The sequence below is a fragment of the Microbacterium resistens genome (assembly GCF_021172025.1).
GTDB classification, from domain to species: domain Bacteria; phylum Actinomycetota; class Actinomycetes; order Actinomycetales; family Microbacteriaceae; genus Microbacterium; species Microbacterium resistens.
Genome location: NZ_CP082781.1, coordinates 113675 through 125951 on the forward strand (window position 1 = coordinate 113675; position 12277 = coordinate 125951).

The window sequence follows — 12277 nt, forward strand, 5'->3', positions numbered from 1 at the left end:
ATGACAGAGACGACATGGGGTCACACCGTGACACAGACGCACAGGAGCGGACGCTGGAGGCGCATCGCCGCCGCCGGTCTCGCGGCCGCCGCGCTCGCCCTCAGCGGGTGCAGCATCCAGATCACGTCGCAGCCGGATCCCTCGATCGGCGACGACACGATGCTCATCAACGCCGATCACGGGAACCCGCTGTTCACCCGCAACTTCAACCCGTACCTGACCAACACGCGCACGGCGTCGCGATGGATCTACGAGCCGCTGATCCTGATTAACCCGCTCGACGGCGCGCGCAACCCCTGGCTGGCCACGGACTGGGCCCAGCCCGACGCGCGCACCATCGTGATGACCCTGCGCGAGGGGGTCGAGTGGAGCGACGGCACGCCGTTCACGGCGGACGACGTCGCCTTCACATTCCAGATGCTGAAGGACACCCCGTCCCTGGACATCAAGGGGGCGTGGCAGCACATCGACACGATCGAGACCTCGGGCGACACGGTGACGTTCCGGCTGAAGAGCGAGGACGCGCCCTCGCTGTCGATCATCGGGCAGACCCTCATCGTGCCCGAGCACATCTGGTCCGAGGTGAAGGACCCGGGAACGTGGCGCAACGAGGAGCCGGTCGGCACCGGGCCGTTCGTCCTCGGCAACTACAACGACCAGCAGTACTCGATGGACAAGTACGACGGCTACTGGCAGGCCGACAAGGTGCAGATCGAGCACGTGCTGCTGCCGTCCACGAACACGCAGCTCGACACCGTCTCCCGCGGGTACGACTGGGCCTACTCGTTCATGTCCGACATCGAGGGCACGTGGGGCGCGGCGAGCCCGCACAACCAGTGGTGGTTCCCCGCGGGCGGAGTGATCTCGCTCATGCCGAACCTGGAGAAGGCGCCTTTCGACGACGTGAACGTCCGCCGGGGCATCTCCCTCGCGCTGGACCGTGAGGCCATCGCGGAGACGGCGTCCGAGGGGTACATGCAGGCGGCGGGGCAGACCGGCCTGATCCTGCCGAACCAGGAGGAGTACCTGGATCCGTCGATCCCGGATCAGGGGATGATCGCCCAGGACCGGGAGGCCGCGCTCGCCGCCTTCGCCGCGTCCGGCTACACCCTCCAGGGCGACCGTCTCGTCGGCCAGGACGGCAGCCCGCTGGAGTTCTCGCTCACCACGGCCAACGGCTACTCGGACTGGACCCGCGCGGCGCAGGCGGTGCAGCGCCAGCTCGACGAGGTCGGGATCACCGTGAAGCTCGTCCTGCCGCAGCCGGCCGGCTACCAGAGCGCGATCAGCAACGGCGACTTCGAGATGGCGATCGGCGGCATGGGCAACGGCGACGTGTTCCAGGCGTTCAACAGCCTCCTGTCCAGCGACTTCTACGTCCCGACCGGGGAGGCGACGTCCAACAACTTCCAGCGCTACCGCTCCGACCGCGCCGACGCGCTGCTCGCCGAGTACCGCTCCACGGTGGACGAGGGCAGGCAGGCCGAGATCGTCAGGGAGCTGCAGGGCATCGTCTACGACGAGCTCCCCGTGATCGGGATGTACTACGGCGGCATCTGGGGGCTGTTCAACGACGCGAAGTTCACCGGCTGGCCGTCCGCGGAGGACCCGTACATGATCCCGCAGAACTATGACTCGGCGCCGCTGATGATCTTCACGCGCCTCCAGCGCACGGACGAGGAGGCGGGCGAATGAGGTATCTGCTGCAGAAGCTCGGGCTGTTCGTCCTCACGCTGTGGGCGGCGGTCACGCTGAACTTCTTCCTGCCGCGGCTGATGCCCGGTTCGCCGGCGGACGCCGCGATCGCGAAGCTGTCGCAGAACGGACCGGTGTCCGAGGCCACGCGCGCCGCCATCGAGGCGCAGCTGGGCGTGCCGAGCGGGTCGCTGTGGGACCAGTACGTCGCCTACCTGGGGCAGGTCGTGCGCCTCGACTTCGGGGTCTCCTACACGTTCTATCCGCAGAGCGTGGCGAGCATGGTGTCCACGGCCCTGCCGTACACGATCGGCCTGGTCGGCATCGTCACGATCCTCGCGTTCGTGATCGGCACGCTCATCGGCGTCGCCGCCGCCTGGCGGCGGGGCACGTGGCTGGACTCGCTGCCGACGCTGACCGGCTCGTTCCTCAGCACCTTCCCGTACTTCTGGACCGCGCTGCTGCTGCTGTTCTTCCTCGGCTACGTGCTGCACTGGTTCCCGACGACGGGGGCGTACGCGGCGACGACCACGCCGGGCTTCACGGGGGAGTTCCTCGCCGACCTCCTCCGGCACGCGACGCTCCCCGCGCTCACGATCCTGCTGACGTCGCTCGGCGGCTGGATCATCGGGATGCGCAACGCGATGATCAACACCCTCGGCGACGACTACGTCACCTTCGCCGAGGCCAACGGGCTGAAGGGACGCACGATCGCCCTGCGGTACGCGGCGCGCAACGCCATCCTGCCGAACCTCACCGGGTTCGGGCTCACCCTCGGCGGCGTCGTGGGCGGCTCGATCCTGGTGGAGCAGGTCTTCGGGTACCCCGGCATCGGGTACCTGCTGTTCAACGCCGTGATCGGGCAGGACTACCCGCTCATGCAGGCGCTGTTCCTGATGATCACGGTCAGCGTGCTCGTCGCCAACTTCCTCGTCGACATCCTGTACGGCGTGCTGGACCCAAGGACCCGCCGATGACCACCACGATGAACCTCAAGACGCCTCCGACGACGATCGCGTCGCCGAGCCGCTGGCGCTCCCTCGGCCGGATGGTCGGCACGCTGTGGGGCAACGGCAAGGCGCGGCTGGGCCTGTGCATCCTCGCCTTCTTCGTCCTCGTCGCCGTGTTCGCGCCGCTGCTGGCGCCGTACGACCCGAAGGACACCTCGTTCGAGCGCAACGCCGACGCGTCCGCCGCGCACTGGCTCGGGACGACGGCGGCGGGCGAGGACGTGCTCAGCCAGCTCATCCACGGCGCGCAGATCAGCCTGCTCGTCGGCTTCGCGGCGGGGATCCTCTCCACGGTCGTCGCCGTGCTGATCGGACTGAGCTGGGGCTACCTTCGCGGCTTCGCGGGCGAGGCGGTCGGGTTCGTGGTGAACCTGTTCCTCGTCATCCCGGGCCTTCCGCTCATGATCGTGATCGCCGCGTACCTCCAGAACGGCGGGATCCTCATGATCGTCGCGGTGATCGTGGTGACCGGCTGGGCGTGGGGCGCGCGGGTGCTGCGCAGCCAGACCCAGTCGCTGCGGGGCAGGGACTTCGTCGCCTCCGCGCAGTTCTCCGGTGACAGTCCCGCACGGATCGTGTTCCGGGAGATCCTGCCGAACATGACCTCGATCATCGCCGGCACGCTCTTCGGGGCGGCGACGGCGGCGATCCTCGCGGAGGCGGGCCTGGAGTTCCTCGGCCTTGGCGACTCCAGCATCGTGAGCTGGGGCACGATGCTCTACTGGGCCCAGAACTCCAACTCGCTGCTGACCGGACAGTGGCTGCTCCTGTTCGCGCCCGGCCTGTGCATCGCGCTGCTGGCGCTCAGCCTCACACTCATCAACTTCGGCGTGGACGGCATCTCGAATCCGCGCCTGCGGGAAGGGAAGGGCCGATGAACGCGACGACGACCGCGGCGACGTCGACGCCGGCGGAACCCGAGGTCCTCCTCGACGTCCGGGAGCTGTCCGTGGAGTACGCGTCGCCGGGGCTCGCCCCCGTGCGGGCCGTCGAGGACGTCTCCTTCACCCTGCGCCGCGGCGAGTTCGTCGGCCTCGTCGGCGAGTCAGGATCCGGCAAGTCCACGCTCGGCTTCGCGCTCACCCGCCTGCAGAAGCCGCCGGCGCGCATCAGCGGGGGACGGATCCTGTTCGGCGGTCGCGACATCCGGGAGCTCGATGCGGAGCAGCTGCGCCGCCAGCGGCAGGGCGGCTTCGCCATGGTGCTGCAGTCCGGGATGAACGCGCTGAACCCGGTGCGGACGATCCGCTCGCATTTCGCCGACGTCTTCGCGGCCCATGACCACGTCCCGCGCGAACGCCGCGACGAGCGGATGCGGGAGCTCGTCGGCAAGGTCGGGCTCGGGCCGGAGGTGCTGGCGCGCTACCCGAGCGAGCTGTCCGGGGGCATGCGGCAGCGCGCGTCGATCGCGATCGCGCTGTCCCTCGAGCCGCAGCTCATGGTGTTCGACGAGCCGACGACGGCGCTCGACGTGCTCGTCCAGCACGCGGTGATGGACACGATCCGGTCGCTGCAGCGCACGGAGGGGTTCACCGCGATCCTCATCAGCCACGACCTCGGCATCGTGCTGGAGGCGACGGACCGCGTGATGGTGATGCACGAGGGGCGTATCGTCGAGGACGCGCCGAGCCGGGACATCCTGGAGCGGCCGCAGGACGAGTACACGCGGATGCTGCTGAGCCACTACGCCGACCCGCGCGCCGAGTCGATCTCGATCCCCGGCTTCGTCGACCTCGGCACCCGCCGACGCGAGGGCAAGGCGCGCACGGACGTGACCGAGAGCGTGCCGACCGTGTCCGCGCGCGGCACCCGCCGGGCCGACGCGGCCATCGTCGTCGACGGCGTGTCCAAGGTCTATCCGGCGCCCCGCCGCGGCGAGCGCCCGGTGACCGCCGTGGACGACGTCTCGTTCCGGCTGGAGCCGGGTGAGGCGCTCGCCCTGGTGGGCGCGTCCGGATCCGGGAAGTCCACGCTGGCGAAGCTGATCACCGGGGTGGAGCGCCCGACGGCGGGTGCGATCCGCTTCGGCGACGTGGACGTCCCGGCCCTCCGGCGACGGGGCCTTCGCGACCTCCGCAAGGACGTGCAGATGGTGTTCCAGGACCCGTACGCGGCGCTGAACCCGCTGCATACGGTGGAGTACGCGCTGACCCGTCCCGTGGTGAACTACACCGGGCTCCGCGGGCGCGGGGCGCGGGCGCGCGTCCTGGAACTGCTGGAGACCGTGGGCCTGACGCCGGTGGAGCAGTTCGCGGCGAAGCTCCCGCATCAGCTGTCCGGCGGCCAGCGCCAGCGCGTCGTGATCGCGCGGGCGCTCGCGAGCGACCCGCAGGTGCTCATCGCGGACGAGCCCGTGTCGATGCTGGACGTGTCCCTCCGCGCCGGGGTGCTGGCGCTGCTGGAGGATCTGCGCGAGCGCTGGGGGATCAGCATGCTCTACATCACCCACGACCTGCTGAGCGCGCGGCTCGTCACTGAGAACATCCTCGTGCTCAACCGCGGCCGGGTCGTCGAGCGCGGCGAGACCGCCCAGGTGCTCCGCCACCCGGAGGACCCGTACACCGTCGAGCTCCTCGACGCCGTGCCCAACCCGGCGCGCGCCCGCTGAACCGGCGCCGCGCGCGCCGACACCGAACCGCAACGAAACGACAAGAAGGGAGCACTCGTGCTCGCATTCCCCGATGGCTTTCTCTGGGGAGCCGCCACGGCGGCCCATCAGGTGGAGGGGAACAACATCGCCAGCAACTGGTGGGTCATGGAGCATGCGCCGGGCACCACGATGGTGGAGCCCTCCGGCGACGCGGCCGACCACTTCCACCGGTACCCGGAGGACATGAGGCTGCTCGCCGAGGCGGGGCTGAACTCGTACCGCTTCTCGGTCGAGTGGGCGCGCATCGAGCCGGAGCGCGGCTTCGTGTCCCGGGCCATGATCGACCACTACCGGCGCATGATCGACACCGCGCGGGAGCAGGGCCTCGATCCCACGGTCACGCTGATGCACTTCACCGTGCCGCGGTGGTTCCAGGAGGACGGCTTCTGGCGTGCGGCCGACGCCGTGGATCTGTTCGCCCGGTACACGGAGACGGTGCTGCCGATCCTGGACGGCGTCGAGTACGTCTGCACGATCAACGAGCCCAACATCGCGGCCATGCTCGCGGGAGGGGAGGACGCCGCCAACCTCGTGGCGCACGGCCTTCCGAAGCCCGACCTGGGCGTCGCGGACACGCTGCTGGCCGCGCATCGGCGCGCGTCCGAGATCCTGCACACCGTGCGGGGGATCCGGGCGGGATGGACGATCGCCACCCAGGCGTTCCACTCGACGGGCGAGCCGGGCGCGGACGAGATGCTCCACGAGTACGGGCATCCGCGGGACTTCTGGTACCTGGAGCAGTCGGCGGGCGACGACTTCGTCGGGGTGCAGGCGTACACGCGCACGTTCATCGGGCCGGAGGGGCCCGTGCCGGTGTCGGCGGACGTGGAGACGACGCTCACGGGCTGGGAGTTCTTCCCGGACGCGTTGGAGCTCGGTGTGCGCAGCGCGTGGGAGCTCTCCGGCGGCGTGCCCGTGCTCGTGACGGAGAACGGCATCGCGACGGGCGACGACGACCGCCGCATCGCCTACACGCGCGGTGCGCTGGAGGGCCTGCACCGGGCGATCTCCGACGGGATCGACGTGCGCGGCTACCAGCACTGGAGCGCGCTGGACAACTACGAGTGGGCCAGCGGCTACCGGCCGACGTTCGGGCTCATCGCCTTCGACCACGAGACCTTCGCACGCACGCCGAAGCCCAGCCTCGCCTGGCTCGGTGACGTCGCTCGCCGAGGCGGCCTCGCCGACTGATCCCGTCTGGCACGGGCGGTCGTCCTCTCCCGTGAGGGAAAGCCCTTAGGGGCGTGGCCGGCGACGCCGAAGTGCGGCAGGGTGGCGGGAGGAGGTCCCATGGACGCGATCGTCTTCCTGCTGATCCTCGCCGCCGCGGTCGCCGCGTTGCGCGCGAGACGGACGTGGGTGGTGCTGTGCTTCGTCGCCGTCGCCTTCGGGATGGCGACGGCGCTGTTCCTGCACCACGTGACGGATCCGCTGGGGGTGAGCCTGTGAGCGCGACGCGCGCACTGCCCTCGGGGCCGGAGGCCGGGACGGTGCACGACGGCGTCGCGACGCCGCGGATCCTCGGCCTGCTGTCGTTCTGGGCGCACGTGGGATTCCTCGCCGCATACGTCGGCATCCTCAGCACGGCGATGTTCTGGTTCCAGTTCGCCCAGGGCGAGTTCCCGTGTCCGCTGTGCATCACGCAGCGGATGGCGATGATGCTCGCCTGCCTGGGGCCCCTGTACGTCGTCGCACGGGCGCTGCGGGGGACGAGCTCGCTCGCGACCCTGGCGACCGGATCCGGCATCGCGATCCTCGGTGCGGTGCTCGGGATGGCGATGTCGGGGCGCCAGGTGCTCCTGCACATCGCGCCGGGGGATCCCGGCTACGGGACCGCGGTCCTCGGGATGCACCTCTACACGTGGGCGCTGGTGAGCTTCGCCGTCGTCCTGGTGTTCTGCGCGGCGATGCTGGTGCTCGGCCGATGGGTCGTCCCGGTGGCCCCGGCGGGGCGGGCGGCGCGGGTCCTCGTCTGGGCCGTCGTCGCGCTGTTCCTGTTGACCGTGGCGATCAACGCGGTGGTCGTGTTCGCCGAGGCCGGCTGGAACTGGTACCTCCCCGACAACCCGACCGGCTATCGCCTCTTCGAGGGGTGACCGGCGCGCGACGCCCCCCGGACTGTAACCCGCGCGGGGGCGTCGCCGGTCCCGCCTAGAATCGAGGGCATGCCCGCAGGCGAATCGTTCTACATCACCACGCCGATCTACTATCCCTCCGACGTGCCGCACATCGGCCACGGCTACACCTCCGTGGCCGTGGACACGCTCGCGCGCTGGCACCGCCAGGCCGGGGACGACGCGTGGATGCTCACCGGCACGGACGAGCACGGGCAGAAGATGCTGCGCGCGGCGGCCGCCAACGGCGTCACCCCGCAGGAGTGGGTGGACCGCCTGGTCGGGGAGAGCTGGTTCCCGCTGCTGAAGACGCTCGACGTCGCCAACGACGACTTCATCCGCACCACGCAGGAGCGGCACGAGACCAACGTGCAGAAGTTCTTCCAGGCGCTGTACGACCGCGGTTACATCTACGCCGGCGAGTACGAGGCGCTGTACTGCGTGGGCTGCGAGGAATTCAAGCCCGAGTCCGAGATCGTCGACGGCACGGGTCCCTTCGAGGGGCTGAAGGTCTGTGCGATCCACTCCAAGCCGCTGGAGCTGCTGCAGGAGAAGAACTACTTCTTCAAGCTCAGCGAGTTCCAGGACCGCCTGCTGGAGCTGTACCGGACCGAGCCCGACTTCGTGCGCCCCGACTCCGCGCGCAACGAGGTCGTGTCCTTCGTCTCGCAGGGGCTCAAGGACCTGTCCATCTCCCGCTCCACGTTCGACTGGGGGATCCCCCTGCCGTGGGATCCCTCGCACGTCATCTACGTGTGGGTGGACGCCCTGCTGAACTACGTCACGGCGGTGGGCTACGGCACCGACGAGGAGCAGTTCGGCCGCCGCTGGCCCGGCTACCACGTCGTGGGCAAGGACATCCTGCGCTTCCACGCGGTGATCTGGCCGGCCATGCTGATGGCGGCGGGCCTCGACGTGCCGCGCGGCGTCTTCGCCCACGGCTGGCTGCTCGTCGGCGGCGAGAAGATGTCGAAGTCCAAACTCACCGGCATCGCGCCGACGGAGATCACCGACGTCTTCGGCTCCGACGCGTACCGGTACTACTTCCTGTCCGCGATCGCCTTCGGCCAGGACGGCTCGTTCTCCTGGGAGGACCTGTCGGCGCGGTATCAGTCCGAGCTCGCCAACGGCTTCGGCAACCTCGCCTCCCGCACCGTCGCGATGGTCGAGCGGTACTTCGACGGCGCCGTCCCCGCGGCGGGGGAGTACACGGAGCAGGACCGCGCGGTGCAGCAGGTCGTGGCCGCTGCCGCGGCGGACGCGGACGCCGCGATGGAGCGCTTCCGGATCGACGAGGCGATCGGCGCGATCTGGACCATCGTGGACGAGCTGAACGGCTACATCACCGAGAACGAGCCGTGGAGCCTGGCGAAGGACGAGTCGCAGCGCGCGCGTCTCGGCACCGTCCTGTACACCTGCGCGGAGGGCCTGCGCGCCCTCGCCGTGCTGCTCTCGCCGGTGATGCCGCAGTCCACCGCGACGCTGTGGGAGGCGCTGGGCGCGGAGGCCGAACTGGGTCCCCTCACGGCGCAGCCCGTGCGCGAGGCCGGACGCTGGGGCCAGCTGCCCGCGCAGACGCGCGTGCGGACGCTCGCCCCGCTGTTCCCGCGCGTGGAGGCGACGGCCTGAGGAGGCGACGGACATGACGCATCCGGACACCTACGTCCGTGAGCGCTCCGCGGACGGCCGGAAGGACCTGCGCTACCCGCCCGCACCGGAGCCGCTCGCGGTCCCGGTCTACGACAACCACTGCCACCTGGAGATCGAGGACGGGGACGACCCGCTCACGCTCGCCGAGCAGCTCGATCGTGCCGAGGCCGTGGGGATCGCCGGGGTGGTCCAGGCGTCCGGCGACATCGCGTCGTCGCGCTGGGCCGTCGCGGCGGCCGAGGCGGACCGGCGGGTGCTCGCCGCGGTCGCGATCCACCCCAACGACGCGCCGACCTATGCTGCGCACGGACGGCTCGACGAGGCGCTCGCGGTGATCGACGAGCTCGCCGGGCATCCCCGGACACGGGCGATCGGCGAGACCGGACTCGACTACTTCCGGACCGGCGAGGACGGGCGCGCCGCGCAGCACACGTCGTTCGAGGCGCACATCGCCCTGGCCAAGAAGCATCGTCTGGCGATGCAGATCCACGATCGCGACGCGCACGACGAGGTCCTCGCGACGCTGTCGCGGGTGGGGGCGCCGGAGCGGACGGTGTTCCACTGCTTCTCCGGAGACGACGCGATGGCCCGGACGTGCGCCGACGCGGGGTACTACCTGTCGTTCGCCGGCACCGTGACGTTCAAGAACGCGCAGAACCTCCGCGACGCCCTGCGGGTGACGCCTCTCGACCGGATCCTCGTCGAGACCGATGCGCCGTTCCTCGCGCCCGTGCCGCTGCGCGGGCGCCCGAACGCCCCGTACCTCATCCCGATCACCCTGCGGTTCATGGCCGCCGAGCTCGGTCTGGACCCGGACGCGCTCGCCGCGCAGGTCGCGGAGAACACCCGCGCGGTCTACGGCGCGTTCGACTGATCGCGCGTCCGGCGCGGGCGCGTCAGGCGGGGTCGGGCTCCGCCGCCGGCTCGGCGTCCGGGATCGGCTTCGCGGCGGCGATGTGCGAGATGGGGCGCCACACGAGCGCCAGCGTGATCGCGGCGCCGACGAAGGCGAACCACCACGGCGCCGTCAGTCCCCAGAACTGCGCGATCGTTCCGCCCAGCGCCTGGCCGATCACCATGCCCGCGAAGACCCCGACCATGTTGACCGATCCCACTCGTCCCTGCAGCTCGTGCGGGACCAGACGCTGGCGGACCGTCGTCGAGATCGTCCCCCACACGAACGCGTACGCGCCGAACCCGACCATGATCGCGAGGGCGACGGTGCCGGATGTGGTCAGGGCGAAGGCGAGGTGCATCACGACCTCAAGGGAGAGGCAGATCCGCATCAGCGCCGCGAACGATACGTGCCGCTCCAGCCAGCCGAAGCTCAGCGTCGCGAGCAGGCCGCCCGCGGCGGACGCGGTCGTGAGCGCGCCATAGCCGACCGCGCCCATCTTCAGGTGCTCCGTCGCATACAGCACGAGCACGCCCCACGGCGCCGCCCAGGTGACGTTGAAGGCGAGGATGATGATCACGAGCATGCGCACGGGCGGGTTGCGCCAGAGCCAGCGCATGCCCTCCGCGATGTCGGTGTGCACCGCCGTCCGTTCGCGCGTCCGGGGCGTTCCCGCTCCCGCGGCGTCCTGGTCGGGGCGGGGAGGCGCCGGTGTCCGTGCGATCCGGGCGATGAGCACGATCGCCAGGGCCAGGCACAGCACCTGCACGAGGAAGGGCCAGAACGCGCCCAATGCGAAGAGGAACGCGCCGAGGGGAGGCCCGGCGAACTGGTTCGCGACCAGGAACCCGGCCTGAAGGCGGGCGTTGCCGATCCCGAGGTCCGCCTTCCGGACGAGCATGGGCAGCAGCGTGCTGCCGGCGGTGTCCACGAACACCTCCGCCGTGCCGTAGAGGAAAGCGGCGGCCAGGACGATGCCGATCGTGGCCGATCCGGTGAGGAGGAACACCGCCAGGGCGAGGACCACGACGCCGCGGGCGGCGTTGGCGACCATGACGAGGCGTCGTCGGTCGAAGCGGTCGGCGATGGCCCCGGCGTGCAGACCGAACAGCAGCCAGGGCAGGAACTGGAGCATGGCGCCGGCCGCGACGAGGAACGGCGCGTCCGTCATCGAGGCGATGAGCAAGGGAGCGGCGGCCAGGGCGATCCCGTCCCCGACGTTGCTCGTCCAGGAGGAGGCCAGCAGCCACCGGAAGTCCGTTCCCATTCGCCGCGGTGCGATGAGCTCCCCGAGAGTGGTCACCCGCTTGATCATAGGGCGGGGCGAGGACACCGGGAACGCCCTGCGGATGCGGGATGATGGGGGGATGACCGTCACCCTGCTCGGCGCGACCGAGATCCGCCGCCTGGCCGCCGAGCTCGACGTGACCCCGACGAAGAAGCTGGGGCAGAACTTCGTCGTCGACGCGAACACGGTGCGGAAGATCGTGCAGGCCGCGGACGTGCGCGAGGGGGAGTCGGTCGTCGAGATCGGCCCGGGGCTCGGATCCCTGACCCTCGCGATCCTGGAGGCCGGCGCGACGGTGACCGCGGTCGAGATCGATCACCGCCTGGCGGCGCATCTGCCCGAGACGGCACGGACGCACGGCGTCCCCGAGGCCGCGCTGACCGTGGTCGACGCCGATGCCCTGCGCGTCACCGAGCTGCCCGGCGATCCGACGGTGCTCGTTGCGAACCTGCCGTACAACGTGTCGGTGCCGGTCCTGCTGCACTTCCTGGAGACCTTCGAGCGGATCCGGCGGGGCGTCGTGATGGTGCAGGCGGAGGTCGCCGAGCGGCTCGCCGCGAAACCGGGATCCAAGATCTACGGCGCTCCCAGCGTGAAGGCCGCCTGGTACGGCCCGTGGCACCTCGCAGGCACGGTCTCGCGGCAGGTCTTCTGGCCGGTGCCGAACGTCGACAGCCTGCTCGTGGGGTTCGTGCGCGACGCCGAGCCGCGCGGATCCGAGCAGGAGCGGCGCCGGACCTTCGCGATCGTGGACGCCGCGTTCAACCAGCGGCGGAAGATGCTGCGTCAGGCGCTGTCCGGGATGTTCGGCGGCTCGGCGGCGGCGTCCGCCGTGCTGGAGGCCGCGGGCGTCGCCCCGACGGCGCGCGGCGAGGACCTGACGGTGGACGACTACCACCGCATCGCGCGCGCCGCGGCGTGAGATCCGGGGCGCGATCCGCGGGTTCGGGGCGCCGGATGGGGCTCGCCGGCACC

At 70.6% G+C, this 12277-nt stretch carries 11 protein-coding genes; 10 read left to right on the forward strand and 1 reads right to left on the reverse strand.

What is annotated here, in order from left to right:
- The first annotated feature begins 27 nt into the window (after positions 1-27).
- The 9 genes from K8F61_RS00525 to K8F61_RS00565 all read left to right on the forward strand — a co-directional run bounded on the left by K8F61_RS00525 (position 28) and on the right by K8F61_RS00565 (position 9993).
- Positions 28-1695 carry an ABC transporter substrate-binding protein gene (locus tag K8F61_RS00525; RefSeq protein WP_231820347.1) on the forward strand — a complete coding sequence of 556 codons (1668 nt, stop codon included), beginning with the start codon at positions 28-30 and terminating at the stop codon, positions 1693-1695.
- Positions 1692-2672 (forward strand): ABC transporter permease, encoded by a 981-nt coding sequence (locus K8F61_RS00530; RefSeq protein ID WP_067248217.1) that lies wholly within the window; start codon positions 1692-1694, stop codon positions 2670-2672. Before K8F61_RS00525 ends, K8F61_RS00530 begins: the two co-directional genes overlap by 4 nt.
- The gene (locus K8F61_RS00535) at positions 2669-3583 is read left to right on the forward strand and encodes an ABC transporter permease (RefSeq protein ID WP_067248214.1); all 915 of its coding nucleotides are present in this window, start codon (positions 2669-2671) and stop codon (positions 3581-3583) included. Before K8F61_RS00530 ends, K8F61_RS00535 begins: the two co-directional genes overlap by 4 nt.
- Positions 3580-5313: an ABC transporter ATP-binding protein gene (locus K8F61_RS00540; RefSeq protein WP_231820348.1), complete on the forward strand. Its 1734-nt coding sequence runs from the start codon at positions 3580-3582 to the stop codon at positions 5311-5313. The genes K8F61_RS00535 and K8F61_RS00540 overlap by 4 nt, the downstream gene beginning before the upstream one ends.
- Before the next feature lie 57 nt (positions 5314-5370).
- Entirely contained in the window at positions 5371-6546 is a 1176-nt protein-coding gene (locus K8F61_RS00545; RefSeq protein WP_231820349.1) for a glycoside hydrolase family 1 protein, read from the forward strand.
- Positions 6547-6645: 99 nt separating this feature from the next.
- Positions 6646-6804, forward strand: a complete 159-nt coding sequence (locus K8F61_RS00550) for a DUF5993 family protein (RefSeq protein ID WP_157518237.1) — start codon at positions 6646-6648, stop codon at positions 6802-6804.
- On the forward strand, positions 6801-7451 hold the full coding sequence (locus tag K8F61_RS00555; protein ID WP_231820350.1) for a disulfide bond formation protein B: 651 nt from the start codon (positions 6801-6803) through the stop codon (positions 7449-7451). Before K8F61_RS00550 ends, K8F61_RS00555 begins: the two co-directional genes overlap by 4 nt.
- A gap of 69 nt (positions 7452-7520) precedes the next feature.
- Positions 7521-9098, forward strand: coding sequence for a methionine--tRNA ligase (gene metG, locus K8F61_RS00560; RefSeq protein WP_067248207.1), 1578 nt, complete (start codon positions 7521-7523; stop codon positions 9096-9098).
- 13 nt (positions 9099-9111) lie between these two features.
- A complete protein-coding gene (locus K8F61_RS00565) occupies positions 9112-9993 on the forward strand; it encodes a TatD family hydrolase (protein WP_231820351.1) in 882 nt (293 codons plus the stop codon).
- Positions 9994-10015: 22 nt separating this feature from the next.
- Here the strand turns inward: K8F61_RS00565 and K8F61_RS00570 are convergent, their stop codons facing one another.
- Complete coding sequence (locus K8F61_RS00570; protein ID WP_231820352.1) at positions 10016-11317, reverse strand: MFS transporter; 1302 nt, start codon at positions 11315-11317, stop codon at positions 10016-10018.
- Positions 11318-11381: 64 nt separating this feature from the next.
- On the opposite strand from K8F61_RS00570, the gene rsmA reads away from it, so the two are divergent.
- The gene (gene rsmA, locus K8F61_RS00575; protein ID WP_231820353.1) at positions 11382-12224 is read left to right on the forward strand and encodes a 16S rRNA (adenine(1518)-N(6)/adenine(1519)-N(6))-dimethyltransferase RsmA; all 843 of its coding nucleotides are present in this window, start codon (positions 11382-11384) and stop codon (positions 12222-12224) included.
- Positions 12225-12277 lie beyond the last annotated feature (53 nt).

What these genes read in the sequence shown, in the direction of transcription:
- rsmA (WP_231820353.1), top strand. Translation starts at nt 11,382, where the DNA reads ATGACCGTCACCCTGCTCGGCGCGACCGAGATCCGCCGCCTGGCCGCC.
- K8F61_RS00550 (WP_157518237.1), top strand. Translation starts at nt 6,646, where the DNA reads ATGGACGCGATCGTCTTCCTGCTGATCCTCGCCGCCGCGGTCGCCGCG.
- metG (WP_067248207.1), top strand. Translation starts at nt 7,521, where the DNA reads ATGCCCGCAGGCGAATCGTTCTACATCACCACGCCGATCTACTATCCC.
- K8F61_RS00565 (WP_231820351.1), top strand. Translation starts at nt 9,112, where the DNA reads ATGACGCATCCGGACACCTACGTCCGTGAGCGCTCCGCGGACGGCCGG.
- K8F61_RS00530 (WP_067248217.1), top strand. Translation starts at nt 1,692, where the DNA reads ATGAGGTATCTGCTGCAGAAGCTCGGGCTGTTCGTCCTCACGCTGTGG.
- K8F61_RS00535 (WP_067248214.1), top strand. Translation starts at nt 2,669, where the DNA reads ATGACCACCACGATGAACCTCAAGACGCCTCCGACGACGATCGCGTCG.
- K8F61_RS00540 (WP_231820348.1), top strand. Translation starts at nt 3,580, where the DNA reads ATGAACGCGACGACGACCGCGGCGACGTCGACGCCGGCGGAACCCGAG.